The sequence below is a fragment of the Parapedobacter sp. genome, assembly GCF_035556095.1.
Classification (GTDB): domain Bacteria; phylum Bacteroidota; class Bacteroidia; order Sphingobacteriales; family Sphingobacteriaceae; genus Parapedobacter.
Genome location: NZ_DATMFT010000010.1, coordinates 18,708 through 33,435, shown reverse-complemented (window position 1 = coordinate 33,435; position 14,728 = coordinate 18,708). Strand labels below are relative to the sequence as shown.

Genomic DNA, 14,728 nt, shown 5'->3' with positions numbered 1-14,728 from the left:
CGACCATTAATGAGTTTACTTAGCAACAATCACTTTCAACCCCCGCTCTTCTAGTTCCGCCATAACAGTTTCAGGCACTCCGGTATCTGTGATGATGTACTGAACTTGCTCCAACTCGCATATTTTGCCAATGCCGCGCTTGCCGAATTTAGAGCTGTCTGCCAATACTACCACTACCTGGGAAGCATTAATCATTTTCTGGTTGATGTTGGCTTCGGTAAGGTTGCTAATGGAAAACCCAAAATCGAGGTCTATTCCGTCCACGCCGATGAATAGTACTCCGCAAGATACCCGGTCGAGCATATACTCTGCGTAAGACCCCGCTACGGAAGATGAGTTGGTGCGGATGATGCCGCCCAATTGCAGTACCTCAATATTGGGGCGGTTGCAGAGTTCCATCGTCACCTTAATGGCCGGTGTAATCACCGTGAGCGGCTTAGTCGGGTGCAGTTGGTGCGCTAATTCGAAGGCGGTTGTGCCAGAACCGATGATGATGGCATCGTTTTGCCCGATAAGTTCAACGGCTGCCCGGGCAATTTTTTTCTTCTGCTCGGCATTGATGGTTGCCTTTTCTAAAATAGGGCGGTCGATCGTGTACGGGTTGGTGAGTGAGGCGCCCCCGCGGGTAATGAAAATCAGCCCTTTGTCTTCCAAAAATTTGAGGTCTTTACGGATCGTGACGCCAGATACTTTTGTTTGTTCGATCAGCTCGGGGATGGTGATTTGCCCCTTTTTCTTGAGTCGTTCCAAAATGAACTGGTGCCGCTTCGTAATGTTCTTCATGTTAATTTATATTTAATTTAAAGCTGAGTCTCTTCTCATACAATGTTAGGTGATTTTATGAATATATGGAAATAAAATACACCTATTTATCTTTTTTACCGGTTTTAGGTAGCTCTTAATATATTAATTAAACTTTATTTTTATATTATTTTTAATTTTATTTTGTTTTTAAATATTTTATTTTGTTACATTTGTAATATTATAAACCCTTAGGAATGGTAGCTATGAAAGTTCATCTTAGAAAAAATCTTATCTCCATTACTCGGCTGAGTTACAACAGGAATGAGTTTTGGATGGGCGCTGTATTCAGCAGTATTGGTCAGAAGCAACACGGCGTCATTGCCGGCTAATTAACTATTCTTATAAACTAGCTCATTTAACATACTCGATTCAGGCACCTATACAAGAAAGTGAAGATAAAGTCCATTAGGAAAGAACGCGGACTTGTATTTGGATAGAAAGATATGCTAAGGATAAGGCGCTGCCTTGATCAAAACATAACATAAGCGTAACCTTAACGGAAGGTATAGGACCTACCAATAGGCTAATTTTGCCCGCAAAAATCAAGTACGTAATGAATAAAACTGTAAAAGCAATCAAATCATTTTAAGCTAATGAAGAACAAACTACATTTAAACCTTACATATGTATGTAAGGCATGTTTGGGCAAGCGATTCCTGATAGTCGTGGCTACGCTGGTCTTCCTATTGAATAGCGGGAATGCCCACGCCCGCAATAGCCACGACTTACCAAAACCGGTTGGCGAAATGATCGCCCCACCGTCTGCCCAAGAACGGGTCGTGACCGGACGGGTACTCGACATCCAAGAGCAGCCGATTGCTGGGGCCAGCGTTATCGCAGAGGGTTTATCTAAAGGTGCGACCACCGATGACGATGGGCGGTTCACCCTCTCCATCCCGCAGGGAACCAACGCATTGAACGTCCGGCTCATGGGCTACATTACCAAAACGGAGCCTGTCTCGGCTTCTCAAACCAATCTGACTATTTACCTACAGGAAGACGTCGTTGCACTTGATGAAGCGATAGTGGTGGGTTATGGCACCCAAAAGCGCGTCAACCTAACTGGTGCGGTCTCGGTCGTAACCGGCGCGGAACTCGAAGACCGCGTCACCCCTACCGTTACCGGCATGTTACAGGGAGCTGCACCGGGTCTTAATGTCACCACCAGTGCGGGCAAGCCCGGATCGACGCCCGACATCAATATCCGGGGTATTACGTCGATCAATGAAACCGAACCGTTGGTGCTGATTGATGGTGCCGAGGGCGACCTGAACCGTGTTAACCCAAGAGATGTCGAGTCGATCTCTATCATCAAGGATGCGTCGGCCGCAGCCATCTATGGCGCACGCGCGGCATTCGGTGTCATCTTGGTGACCACCAAGAGCGGGGGGGCCTCCGACGGCAAGGCCGTCGTCCGTTACAGTTCGCGCATGGGCTGGGAAGCGCCTACTGCCTCGACCGACTATGAAAACCGCGGCTACTGGTCGGTATTCATGGTCAACAAATTCTGGCAGGCAGACTCAGGCAATAAATACATCCAGTACACCGAAAAGGATATGGAAGAGCTGCTGGCCCGCGTAAACGACAAAACCGAACATCCCGATCGGCCGTGGGTCGTTGAAGATGTGCGCGATGGCAAAAGACGGTGGATCTACTACGCCAACCAAGACTGGTGGGACGGGCTGTTTCGCGAAAAACGCCCCAACCAGCAGCACAGCGTCTCGCTGAGCGGAGGCACGGACGATGTTAAATACTTTGTGTCGGGGGCCTATCTCCGCGAACAGGGTATGCAACGGCATCACCCTGACGTGCTCAACCGCTACAACATGCGTTCGAAAGTTGATTTCAACATCAATAAGTGGGCTACCCTGTCGAGCAACATCTCACTGTTCGACTCCAAATACAATAACCAGAACGGTATCGACGATGTTATCCACAATGCCGCCAACCACGCCCTCGCCAACTTTCCGTTCTTCAACCCCGACGGGTCGGGCATCTACGATACCGATGGCTTGATTAACACCTACAAGGTAGGGAACGGTCGGCAAATCATGCTGATCAATGGCGAACACCCTACAATCAATTCCGACAACGACTTCGCAACCACCACGCGTTTGGTGTTGAAGCCACACAAAACATTGACCGTTACGGGCGACTTCACCTACCGGTTCTACCAAGACCGCACCACGGCCCGCGGTAACAGCCTGGACTACCGTGTCTTCCCCGATGGCCCAATGGAGTCATATACCACTGGTGCGGGTATCAACCGGCTGACAGAAACTGCGAGCACCAACAAATACAAGGCGTTCAACGCGTTTGCCAACTACGACGACACCTTTGGCAGCGACCATAACGTTTCGGGCGTGGCCGGTTTCAACTACGAAACGCGCCACACCAAAGGCCTTCGGGCAGTGGGCGAAAACCTGGTTGTGAGGGATATCAATGACCTCAACTTGGTGGGCACCGATGACAACGGCGCCGTCATCACCAGTGTTGGCGGCGGCCAGAGCGAATATGCACTGATGGGTATCTTCGGCCGTGCCAACTACGACTACAAGGGGCGTTACCTCATTGAATTCAGCGGTCGATATGACGGCACCTCACGTTTTGCGTCGGAGAGCCGTTGGGGGTTCTTCCCGTCGGCATCCGCAGGCTGGAGAATCTCAGAAGAACCGTTCTTCAAAAACGGCGGTGCAGGCCGACTGATCGACAACCTCAAGCTTCGGGGCTCTTTCGGCAGCCTGGGCAACCAGAACGTGTCAAGTTATTATGCCTACATCCGACTGGTCACGATCAGCAACTTGAACAACCTCTTCGGCGGCTCCACGCCTTCTAAACAAGCGTCGCTAGGTGATCCCTTGGCCGACGACCTTTCTTGGGAAACGGCCGAGCAATGGGACGTGGGGCTCGACCTCGGCATGCTCCACAACCGGTTGAACATGACGGCCGACGTCTATATCCGCGACACCAGGGATATGCTCACGGCAGGTGTCGCCCTACCGGCCGTTTACGGCGCAAACCCGCCCGAGATGAACGCTGCCGATCTGCGGACCAAAGGTTATGAAATCGCCTTCAACTGGCGGGATCAGTTTAGTTTGGCAGGCAAGCCTTTCACGTATGGCCTCGGTGTTAACCTCAGCGATTACAAAACGGTGGTCACCAAATACGACAACCCCGAACGGTCATTCGCCAAGGCCCATTATGTGGGCGAAGAATGGGGCGAAATCTGGGGCTACCGGACGGATGGCTTCTTCAAAACCGACGAAGAGGCCAAACAATATGCCGAGGAGGTAAACTTGAGCCTGCAATCGTCGCGGCTCACGGGTGGCTGGATGGCGGGGGACCTTAAGTTCCTCGACACGAACGGCGACGGCATCTGGGGCATCGGCGCCAATACGGTCGACGATTCGGGCGACCTTGTAAAACTGGGCAACTCACTCCCTTCGCTCTCTTACGGCTTCAACATGAGTGCTCGTTGGATGGGTTTCGACGTGTCGGCATTTTTTCAGGGTGTCGGTACGCACCATGTTTACTTCCATGGTAATACGCGCGACTTCTGGGGCCACTACTCCGCCTCCTACGGGTCGTTCATGCCCTACAACTTTATCGATAAGGTGTGGTCTGAAGATAATCCCGATGCCTACTTCCCTCGCGCGAGAGCTTATCTGGCAACCGGCGGCTACCTGGCCAAAACCAACGACCGCTACCTCCAGAATATCGCGTATTTGCGTTTCAAGAACCTAACGGCAGGTTATACGCTGCCGGTTACGTTCTCCAAGAAGGTTGGTATTGATCAGGTTAGGCTCTACTTCTCGGGCGAAAATCTCGCGTATTGGTCGCCACTCAAAAAGAACACGGAGTATGTCGACCCCGAAACGGCTTATGTGTACCGAAACAAACAGCTGTCTGACCAAGGGCAAACCGATCAGGGATATTACCCTTGGGCGAAGACGTTCATGTTCGGTTTGGATATCACTTTTTAACAATAGAAAACACGCTAAAAATGAACAAAATAGTTAACATACTGTCGCTCGCCACTCTTATCGCCGTCTTCTCGGGCTGCGAGGACTACCTCGACAGACAGCCACTCAGCCAGATTCCGGAGAGCGGCTACTTTAGAACCGCGCAAGACCTCGAGTTTTTCACCAACCCACTGTACAGCATGTTGAACGTGGCCAACGTCGACCGCGAGCAGAACGATCACCTCGTGCAGATGACCCTCTCCGAAATTCTCATCGGCGGCAACCGCCGTACCGTTCCGAACTCGGGCGGCGGATGGGATTGGGTCCACCTGCGGCGAATCAATACGCTGCTCGCCCGCGTTGACCAATGCGAAGATGAGGCTGCCGTACTCAAATACTCGGGGGTGGCACGCTTCTTCCGCGCGATGTTTTACTTCGAGAAAGTCAAGCGGTTTGGCGATGTGCCCTGGTACGACACCGAGTTGGGAACGTCGGACGAGGCATTGTATAAACCACGTGACCCACGGGAGCTGGTGATGACCAACATGATTGCGGATATCGACTATGCCATCGCTAACCTGCCCGAAGAAGTGAGTGTTTTCCGGGTCAACAAGTGGACCGCCCTGGCCCTCAAATCACGTTTCTGCCTCTATGAAGGTACCTTCCGCAAATACCACGGCGGCGAAGACGCTAATAAATACCTCGAACTGGCCGCCGAAGCGGCGAAGGCTGTGATCGAGGGGAACCAATACCGGCTTTACACCGCCGGCGGCGTTGAAAACGCCTATTTCACCCTCTTTAGCCAAGACGATGCCGATGCCGGCGAGTTCATCTTGGCGTACGACTATAGCAACAGCCCGCGGGTGAACCACGACGCGTCGTCGTTTACCATGTCGGCGGCCCAAGGACGCCCTTCGTACACCAAGAAGTTTGTAAACACCTACCTGATGGAAGATGGCTCCCGCTTCACCGATCAGCCCGGCTGGGAAACCATGACCTTCATCGACGAGGTGCAGGACCGCGACCCGCGCTTGACGCAAAGCATCCGCAACCCTAAATTCACGTTATCGGACAACAGGCCTTTCCCCAATAAATTCGCGATATCAGTCAACGGCTACCACCCCATCAAGTTCCTGCAAGACGTCACCAAAGGGTATGACGTGCGGGTGGGCTACTCGTACAACGACCTGCCGATTTTCCGTTACGCCGAAGTGCTGCTCAACTACGCCGAAGCCAAGGCCGAGTTGGGGACACTGACGCAGGCCGACATCGACATTTCGATTAAACTGCTGCGCGACCGGGTGGGCATGCCCAACCTGGATGTGGCCGCAGCCAACGCCAACCCCGACCCATACCTCCTGTCGACCGAAGCCGGATACACCAACATAACCGCCGCCAACATCGGTGCCCTCCTCGAAGTGCGCCGCGAACGGGCCATCGAACTCGTTCAGGAAGGTTTCCGGTTTGACGACCTGGTACGGTGGAAAGCCGGGTACTGCATCGACCAGCCGCTAGTGGGTATTTACTTCCCCGGCGCTGGCGAGTACGACCTGACAGGCGACGGAACAACCGACCTCATTCTCTACACCCAAGGCAACAAACCTGCCGACCAGGTGGGCGTCGAAATGTATGAGATTGGTACGCCGGTCAACAATGGCGGCATCATCCTCACCGAAGGTACCAAAGGCAATGTGTTTTTCCATAGTAATATCGCTTTGGCAGGATTCAACGAAAAAAGAGATTATCTCTATCCGATCCCCATCAACGAGCGTTCCCTTAATCCGAATCTCGACCAAAATCCAGACTGGGTTGATGGACTCAATTTTTAATTTAACTAAAGTGATCGTTAGCGCCCGGCCTAGAAAGGACCGGGCGCTAACGATTTTTTAACGCGAACGCTCGCATGAAGAAGGCAAGCTAGGCATTGCCTATTGGCCAGAGATGGTGAAGAAGTGAAGTGTGTCGGACCGCTTGTGTACCATTTGGGGATTTAATACTTATTTTGTTAAATAAAATTAAATATTAACATTATTAATATTTAATAATATTATATTTGCTTTACTAATGACAATAACCAATTAAGATGTTTATGAATACACAGCAAGCGAAACCCGATTTTTTTTCCCGATCAGGCCTCCCCAAACCCCTCGCTTGGGGTTACCTCGGTATCATCATCTTCATGATGGGTGATGGCGTGGAGCAAGGTTGGTTAAGCCCTTACTTAATTGAGCATGGGCTTTCCATGCAGCAGTCTGCCTTATTGTTCACCGTATATGGAGTTACCATCGCCATTTCATCGTGGTTTTCCGGTGTACTCGCCGAGGGGTATGGTCCGCGGAAAGCCATGCTCCTTGGTCTGTTGCTATACATTATTGGGACGGTAGGGTTCGTGGGCCTTGGTATGCAGAACCTAGATTATCCCGTGATGTTAATTACTTATGCTATTCGCGGGTTTGCCTACCCGCTGTTTGCTTATTCGTTTTTAGTTTGGATCACCTACCGTACGCCTCAAAGCAAATTGGGCAGGGCTGTGGGGTGGTTCTGGTTCGTGTTCACCGGCGGACTGAATGTGTTCGGGGCTTATTATTCGAGTTGGGCCATTAATACGCTCGGTTATCAAAATACCCTATGGAGTTCCATTTTCTGGGTATTGGTGGGGGCTTTCTTTGCGCTTGTGATGAATAAAGATAAGTTCATTCCATCTGGGGATGCAGGTTCGAAAACCAAGGAGTTGATAAAGGGCCTGACCATCGTCAAAGAAGAACCAAAAGTGGCTATCGGTGGGATTGTAAGGGTAATCAATACCACCGCGCAATTTGCCTTTCCGGTATTCCTGCCGATCTACATGGCTACGCATGGCTTTAGTACGGTCGAATGGCTACAGATATGGGGAACTATTTTTACCAGCAACATTGCATTTAATCTCATCTTTGGGTTTGTTGGCGACCGGATGGGCTGGCGGAACACCATCATGTGGTTCGGCGGGGTGGGATGCGGCATCACCACCCTACTGTTTTTCTACTCGCCCGTTTGGTTCGGTGGCGATTATTGGGCCGTCCTGTTTTGCGGTGTGCTTTGGGGCGGACTGCTGGCGGGCTATGTGCCGCTATCGGCATTGGTACCCTCGCTGGTTAAGAAAGATAAAGGTGCGGCCATGGCGATCCTAAACCTTGGCGCTGGCCTTCCGGTTTTTGTAGGCCCCGCCATCGTGGGCGTATTGATCGGAATTATTGGCGATGAAGGGGTGATTTGGGTGTTGGCGGGTTTGTATTTCCTGAGCGCATTGCTCACGAAGTTTATCACATTACCCAAGTCGGAGAATACAGAAGAGACGCAAAGGATCATTGGGCGTACCTGACGCTAACAAAGGAAGAATTTATAATTAACATTACATTTTTTATGAGGATATTGGTTACGGCGCCTTATCACGAGAAAGGCAGGGAAGAATTGGCGCAACTATTTGGAGAGGTTGTTTACAAGCCTTGGAAAGCACATGGAAGGGGGTATCGGCCCGATGAGCTCATCGATTTATTACATGAATCACAAGCCGATGCATTGATTACAGAGCATGATGAGGTGACAGCGGCGGTGATTCACGCCCATTCAGACTTAAAATTCATCGGTGTATGCCGCGGTACGCCTTCCAATGTGGCAGTAGATGTGGCTACCCAAAAAGGCATACCTGTTTTCAACACGCCGGCACGGAATGCCCAAGCTGTGGCCGAGTTGTTTATCGCCAATATCATTTCCTTTTTGCGGAGAACAAAGCAGAGTATCGAATGGTTGGAAGCTGGTAAATGGGGCAACGGTGCACATACGGCATACCTGCAATTCAAGGGTAACGAGCTGTCAGGTAAGCAAGTAGGCATGGTCGGTTTCGGCGCGGTGGCCCAAACTATTGCGCAGATATTGAAAATATTCCCCTGCGAAATCACGTATTTCGACCCGTTCTATACGGCAGACAACCCATTGTATAAGAAACAATCGCTGGAAGAACTTTTCCGCTCAAGCGATATCGTAGCGATACATTTGCCGGTAACGAACGAGACGAAAGGCATGATTGGTGCCGACCTCTTGTCGTTGATGAAACCGGATGCGATATTTGTCAATACGGCGCGAGCGGTTGTTGTCGATCGGGATGCCTTACTGGATGTGGTGGAAAACGGTAAGATCCGCGGAGCGATATTGGACGTGTTTAACCACGAGCCGCCTGATGAAAAAGACTACCGACTAATCAAGCATTCGAATGTGCTGGCAACACCCCACATCGCCGGCGCTACGCATGAGGTGGAGGACCATCACGTAGCTATCATGAATAGCGTGTTGAAGGATTATTTTAAGCGAGATAAAAAAGATATTAAACAATTCGTTAATCGAGATGACTTAACGGTTACTTTGAAGGAAGGATCTTAGTGAAACCGAGCTCTCATCAGCCAATAAAATAAAAGGAAACCATCATGATTTTCAAAATCACACAGCGGAATGACTAAACGGCTTCAGCCATCTTGAATGCCGTTGAAGTCAAACACAAATGAAAAATCATGATAGCTTCATCACCATTAAAACCGCCGATGGCAGCATGAATGCCTTTAGAAACAAAAAAAGCGATGAATAAACAAATTTAGATAGATGAAAATAATTAGATGAAATTAACAACTATTACTTTGTTACGGAGCTTGATGTTTGCGATGGTGTTGTGCCTAGCATGCGGCCAAATGGTAATCGGCCAGCCATCGATGGAAGTCTACGCACACCGGGGGTTCCGGGGTCTGCATCCGGAAAATACAATCCAAGCAATGGAGAAAGCGCTGCATTACGGAGCTGTCTTGGAGCTTGATCTGGCCATTAGCAGGGATAAAAATGTAATTGTGAGTCATGATGCGGTGATGAATCCAAAAATCACCGAGAAAGCAGATGGGAGTTCGATGGTGAAGGAGGAGAAGCATGTGCTCTACCAAATGGATTACGCTGATATCCGATCGTATGACGTGGGCAAGAGACCGAATCCTGATTTCCCCGAACAAGAACGGTACCCCGCATATATTCCGTTGTTGAGCGAGTTGGTCGACTCGGTCGAGCGGTATGCCACAGCGCATGGCCTGGAAGCGCCGCGCTACTTTATAGAAACCAAGCTGAATCCGAAAACGGACGGGATTAACCATCCTGGGCCTGCAGAATTTGTGCGCATGATGATGCAGGTAGTGGATGCAAAAGGTATCCGCAACCGGATAATCGTACAGTCTTTTGATCCACGGACATTGCAAATACTCCGCCGGCGATTTCCAGACGTGAAATTGGCCTTCCTTGCGAAGGCCGGAACATCGCTGGAAAGCAATTTGGCTTGGCTTGGCTTTACGCCAGATTTTTACTCCATCAACGCGGCTTACATCGATGCCGCATTGGTGGCGGCGTGCAAGGAGATCAGGACCGAACTCATCATCGGTAACTGCAACGACTATAACGAGATCAAAAGAATCTCAGCGCTTGGCGTACACCGGGTGATTTCAGATTTCCCGATGGCATCCCTAGCAGCCACTAAAGAACAAACGCCATTAATAACGGAATATGAATGACATGACACAACAGGCCTATTTAATTGTCGACATAGGCACGGGCAACGTGCGGGCGGCCATTGTCTCAACAACAGGGGAGCTATTGGCCCTCCGGCGCGAGAATGTACACTACCAAAAAGACGACGATTATCCAGATGCTATCGCATTCCGTCCGAACCAGTTGTGGGAGCAGATTAAAGCGTTAACGGTACATGCCCTTGCCGAAGCAGGTCCGGTTCAGATTATAGCAATAACCGCGACCAGTCAGCGCGAAGGCGTTGTCGTGTTGGATGAGGCGGGTACGCCATTAATAGGCATGTCCAACCACGACAACCGCGGCCGGGAATGGGAATACCTGATCAACGATAAGAACCGGATGTACACGCTGACAGGTCGATATCCCACAGCATTGTTCTCCGCACTGAAGTTGGTCGGTTTGCGCGAGCGCAAACCAGCACTATGGAGCCGTGCCAAAGCGTTTACCAGCATTAGTGATTGGGTGCAGTTCCAGTTTTCGGGTGTTTTGGCCTATGAACATTCCCAAGCCTCGGAGACGCTGTTGTATGACGTGCGTGCCAAAGCCTGGTCCGAAGAACTCTGTGGCGTCTTTGACCTTCCGACTGCTATGCTGCCCCCACTAAAATCATCGGCTGAGGTACTGGGCAATATCCGGGCCGGTGTGGCGCACGAATTGAATATCGATGCGGATGCCATGGTAGTAGTTGGCGGTGCAGATACCCAATTGGCGGTGTATGGCACCAAACCGAAGCAGGATGATGTGGTCATTGTTTCCGGCACGACGACACCGATTATCAAAATCGTTGATACTTATATCACTGATGAACGGCAACGGACATGGACCGGGCGGCATACAGATGCAGATCGTTTCATGCTGGAAGCGAATGCCGGCGTCACGGGACTGAACTACCAACGCCTCAAGGAAATCTTTTATCCCAATGAAGATTATGAAGTCATTGAGCAGGAACTCGATGAAACGTCGTATTCACAATGCGTAGCCTCGCTAGGCTCGTTAGTGGCAAACGAAGACACCCCGCTCACCAAGGGTGGTTTTATTTTCAATGCCCCCGTATCGCACCAGCTAACCCGCGGCGGGTTCGTGTTTGCCATTCTGTGGGATATCGCATGTAGCATCTATGAGAATTACAAGGTGCTTGATAATGTCTCCGCACACAACCGGGATTACATTTGGGCATGCGGCGGCGGTGTGCAGAGCAATAAACTTCGCCAGTTCATCGCCAACCTCACGAATAAGAACGTACGGATTTGCAATACCTATAGGCAGTCATCGGTGTTAGGCGGTGCATTCATCTGTGCGGAAGCTACTGGCCAGCAAGGGGTCGTAACGGAGGTGCTGGATGAGGTAACCCCGCGAAACCGTGACCGGTTTTTGGAATTGTACGCTGAGTGGAAGCGCACGCGGCACACGTTCAGCCAAATTAAATAGGGATGCAACAGTGTTTTGTCGGTATCGATGTTGGAACGCAAGGTGTGCGTGCGTCACTGGTGACTGACACCGGGGAAGTACTGGGAGAGGCGTCGCGCAAGTTTACCCTCACTCCCGATTCGCGGATGGAGCAGTGGCCAGACGACTGGTGGCATAGTACACTTGAAGTGATGGACGAATTACATGCGACGTTGCAGGCGAAGGCCGGCACGTGTTACGTGGCCGCCATCGGCGTGGATTCAACCTCGGGTACCGTTATTCCTCTGGACCGCGAGAATCGGCCATTACATCCGGCTATTATGTACAGCGATCCGCGCTCAGCAGAAGTGGGGCGTCGGGTCAAAACATTAGCCGAACGCTACGTATCAGCTGGTTACACCGGATTCAACGCGTCTAGCGGCCTATCGAAGATGGTGTGGTTTGTTGAAACATATCCTGAAAAGGTGATCCAAATCCACAAGTGGGTACATGCTTCGGACTACATCACCGGTATGTTTTGCGGTCGATTTGATGTAACGGATTATACCAACGCGTTGAAGTCAGGATATGATTTAACCCAGCTCCAATGGCCAGGTTACCTCACGGACGAGCTACCGTTGCCACGCAATTGGTTACAGCAGGTGGTTCCGTCCGGTACGCCCGTTAGCGGTTTGTGTGAAGCCTTGGCTGTGCGGTGGGGAATGCCCCAAGCACAAGTCGTCGTGGGCATGACCGATGGTTGTGCATCACAAGTGGCATCAGGTGCCGTAAGGCCGGGTGAATGGAATACGACTATTGGAACCACCCTGGTGATAAAAGGGGTAACCGAGCAAACGGTTAATGATCCGGAGGGGCGGTTATATAGCCATCGCCATCCCGATGGGTATTGGATGCCCGGGGGAGCGAGCAATACAGGGGCGGATTGGGTGACAACCGACTTCGACACGGACTTACAACAGTTGAATGAAGCTGCGGCAAGCCTCATTCCGACGGGCTTGCTGGCTTGGCCGCTTAAACAGACCGGTGAACGGTTTCCTTTTATTGCGCCCAAGGCCAATGGGTTTGTACCCACAGGTATTTCACCCACGCAGCGCTTTGCGGCATGTATGGAAGGCGTGGCTTTTATCGAGCGAATGGCATATGAACTCATCGAGCAGCTTTCGGGCGAGCGTGTAGCCGCGGTTTATACGGCGGGTGGAGGAAGCAATAGCGACACGTGGCTCCGTATTCGGGCCAACGTATTGGCGTGTCCCATATACAAGTGTCGCGACGCGAACGGCGCCGTGGGCGCAGCTGTCGTTGCGGCATCGAAAACCCGATTCAACTCGCTGGTTGAAGCCACACAAGCCATGACGGCTATCGAACAGGAGGTTTTTCCCGAACAGACACTGGTAAATAGGTATGAGATAGATTATGGCCGCTTTGTGGCCGAAATGAAAAAGAAGGGATATTGTTGATATGTTGCATGTGTACTTACTCCGTCATGGAGAAACAACTTACAATGCAGATGGCAATCGCTACTGCGGACGTACCGATGCTGAACTGACCGAGAACGGACTTGCACAAGCACATCGGGTGGCCAGTGCGCTGCAGGGGATAAAAATCGATGCGGTATATGCCTCACCCTTAGCACGCGCATACCGAACTGCCGAAATTGCATGCGGTAACCGGCTACCAGTTGTTCGGGAGACACGGCTAATTGAGCTGGACTTCGGTGCATGGGAAGGGAAAACAAGGGCTGAATTCGTCGCTGATGACCCTACGCTTTGGGAAGCTTGGAACAATGACCCAGCTACGGCCGCCGCTGGCGGCACTGGCGATACGGCCTTGCAGGTGGTAGAGCGGGTTGATGATTTCTTTGCCGAAATGCAGCGCCGCCATGACGGTCAGACCATCGTGGTGGTTGCCCACAATGGCGTGAACCGTCTGTACCTTGCTTATAAACTCGGCATGCCGTTGCGTAATTACCGGCGCCTCGTACAAGAAAATTCCGCTATAACCTTAATCCGCTTCGGAGGTGATGAACCCTTCGCTTTGCTAAAATTAAATGATTGATGATATGAAATTTTGTTATGCAGTATCGGTTACCGCTTTATTTGTATTAGCAACAGGTGCTTGCGCGGATAACCCCGCCAACTCCCATTATTTGGATTTTAAAACACCTGCTGAGCTCCATCGATTTTTTGCTTATCACGAGGGTGCCGCTATTGTCAGCGGCCACCGTGGTACCGTAGAGCAGGGACTGGCAGAAAACAGCATTGAGGGAATGGAGGCTGTCTTGCAGCACACCCCTGCCTTTTTTGAAATTGACCCACGGTTAACCAAAGACAGTGTGGTCGTGCTAATGCACGATGCAACCCTCGACCGGACGACCAACGGAACAGGCAAGCTGGCCGATTATACATGGGCCGAAGTACAACAACTGCGGTTGAAAGATCGCGACGGGAATGTAACCTCCTACGGAATACCCACGTTGGATGAAGTAATTGAATGGGCACGGGGAAAGACGGTCCTGAATCTAGACCAGAAAGACTTGCCGATAGAACTTTCGGCCGAAATCATCCGGAAACATAACGCCTATTCGTTTGTGATGGTTACTGTACACTCGCCCGAACAAGCCCGGTTCTACTTGGACCAGAATGGTGATCAGATGCTCTCCGCACACATCAAGACACCCGAAGTATTTGAAGCCTACCGCACGGCAGGCATTCCATTCAACCGGATGATTGCCTATATCGGTCCGGATATCAAGCCCGAAAACCGGGAGATGTACGAGCTTCTCAATGCCCAGGGTGTGATGTGCATGATCTCTGCTGCGCCGACCTACGATAAGCTGCCAACCCACGAAGAGCGCGCCGAAGCTTACCGCGCTATTTTTGCTGATGGCGCATCCATCTTGGAATCTGACTTGCCGATTGAGGTGGGAAAGGCGTTGGAGAATTGATGGCGGGCTTAGCAGCGATTGT

At 51.1% G+C, this 14,728-nt stretch carries 11 protein-coding genes; 10 read left to right on the top strand and 1 reads right to left on the bottom strand.

Going from position 1 to position 14,728, the window contains the following annotated elements; translation table 11 throughout:
* Window positions 1-15 precede the first annotated feature (15 nt).
* The gene (locus VNQ80_RS04530) at window positions 16-783 is read right to left on the bottom strand and encodes a DeoR/GlpR family DNA-binding transcription regulator (protein ID WP_325636266.1); all 768 of its coding nucleotides are present in this window, start codon (window positions 781-783) and stop codon (window positions 16-18) included.
* A 224-nt stretch (window positions 784-1,007) separates the two neighbouring features.
* Between VNQ80_RS04530 and VNQ80_RS04525 the strand changes: the two genes are divergently transcribed.
* The 10 genes from VNQ80_RS04525 to VNQ80_RS04480 all read left to right on the top strand — a co-directional run bounded on the left by VNQ80_RS04525 (window position 1,008) and on the right by VNQ80_RS04480 (window position 14,706).
* On the top strand, window positions 1,008-1,133 hold the full coding sequence (locus VNQ80_RS04525) for a hypothetical protein (protein ID WP_325636265.1): 126 nt from the start codon (window positions 1,008-1,010) through the stop codon (window positions 1,131-1,133).
* Window positions 1,134-1,397: 264 nt separating this feature from the next.
* Window positions 1,398-4,787 (top strand): TonB-dependent receptor, encoded by a 3,390-nt coding sequence (locus VNQ80_RS04520; RefSeq protein WP_325636264.1) that lies wholly within the window; start codon window positions 1,398-1,400, stop codon window positions 4,785-4,787.
* Between the two features lie 20 nt (window positions 4,788-4,807).
* The gene (locus VNQ80_RS04515) at window positions 4,808-6,595 is read left to right on the top strand and encodes a RagB/SusD family nutrient uptake outer membrane protein (protein ID WP_325636263.1); all 1,788 of its coding nucleotides are present in this window, start codon (window positions 4,808-4,810) and stop codon (window positions 6,593-6,595) included.
* 260 nt (window positions 6,596-6,855) lie between these two features.
* A complete protein-coding gene (locus VNQ80_RS04510) occupies window positions 6,856-8,124 on the top strand; it encodes an MFS transporter (protein ID WP_325636262.1) in 1,269 nt (422 codons plus the stop codon).
* A 41-nt stretch (window positions 8,125-8,165) separates the two neighbouring features.
* Entirely contained in the window at window positions 8,166-9,179 is a 1,014-nt protein-coding gene (locus VNQ80_RS04505; RefSeq protein ID WP_325636261.1) for a 2-hydroxyacid dehydrogenase, read from the top strand.
* Between the two features lie 230 nt (window positions 9,180-9,409).
* The gene (locus VNQ80_RS04500; RefSeq protein ID WP_325636260.1) at window positions 9,410-10,339 is read left to right on the top strand and encodes a glycerophosphodiester phosphodiesterase family protein; all 930 of its coding nucleotides are present in this window, start codon (window positions 9,410-9,412) and stop codon (window positions 10,337-10,339) included.
* A complete protein-coding gene (locus VNQ80_RS04495) occupies window positions 10,332-11,783 on the top strand; it encodes an FGGY-family carbohydrate kinase (protein WP_325636259.1) in 1,452 nt (483 codons plus the stop codon). Before VNQ80_RS04500 ends, VNQ80_RS04495 begins: the two co-directional genes overlap by 8 nt.
* A 2-nt stretch (window positions 11,784-11,785) precedes the next feature.
* The gene (locus VNQ80_RS04490; protein ID WP_325636258.1) at window positions 11,786-13,219 is read left to right on the top strand and encodes an FGGY-family carbohydrate kinase; all 1,434 of its coding nucleotides are present in this window, start codon (window positions 11,786-11,788) and stop codon (window positions 13,217-13,219) included.
* 1 nt (window position 13,220) lies between these two features.
* Window positions 13,221-13,817, top strand: a complete 597-nt coding sequence (locus tag VNQ80_RS04485; RefSeq protein ID WP_325636257.1) for a histidine phosphatase family protein — start codon at window positions 13,221-13,223, stop codon at window positions 13,815-13,817.
* A gap of 4 nt (window positions 13,818-13,821) precedes the next feature.
* Window positions 13,822-14,706 carry a glycerophosphodiester phosphodiesterase family protein gene (locus VNQ80_RS04480; protein ID WP_325636256.1) on the top strand — a complete coding sequence of 295 codons (885 nt, stop codon included), beginning with the start codon at window positions 13,822-13,824 and terminating at the stop codon, window positions 14,704-14,706.
* Window positions 14,707-14,728 lie beyond the last annotated feature (22 nt).

Coding starts and splice junctions, on each gene's coding strand:
- VNQ80_RS04530 (WP_325636266.1), bottom strand. CDS start 783: ATGAAGAACATTACGAAGCGGCACCAGTTCATTTTGGAACGACTCAAG.
- VNQ80_RS04525 (WP_325636265.1), top strand. CDS start 1,008: ATGAAAGTTCATCTTAGAAAAAATCTTATCTCCATTACTCGGCTGAGT.
- VNQ80_RS04520 (WP_325636264.1), top strand. CDS start 1,398: ATGAAGAACAAACTACATTTAAACCTTACATATGTATGTAAGGCATGT.
- VNQ80_RS04515 (WP_325636263.1), top strand. CDS start 4,808: ATGAACAAAATAGTTAACATACTGTCGCTCGCCACTCTTATCGCCGTC.
- VNQ80_RS04510 (WP_325636262.1), top strand. CDS start 6,856: ATGAATACACAGCAAGCGAAACCCGATTTTTTTTCCCGATCAGGCCTC.
- VNQ80_RS04505 (WP_325636261.1), top strand. CDS start 8,166: ATGAGGATATTGGTTACGGCGCCTTATCACGAGAAAGGCAGGGAAGAA.
- VNQ80_RS04500 (WP_325636260.1), top strand. CDS start 9,410: ATGAAATTAACAACTATTACTTTGTTACGGAGCTTGATGTTTGCGATG.
- VNQ80_RS04495 (WP_325636259.1), top strand. CDS start 10,332: ATGAATGACATGACACAACAGGCCTATTTAATTGTCGACATAGGCACG.
- VNQ80_RS04490 (WP_325636258.1), top strand. CDS start 11,786: ATGCAACAGTGTTTTGTCGGTATCGATGTTGGAACGCAAGGTGTGCGT.
- VNQ80_RS04485 (WP_325636257.1), top strand. CDS start 13,221: ATGTTGCATGTGTACTTACTCCGTCATGGAGAAACAACTTACAATGCA.
- VNQ80_RS04480 (WP_325636256.1), top strand. CDS start 13,822: ATGAAATTTTGTTATGCAGTATCGGTTACCGCTTTATTTGTATTAGCA.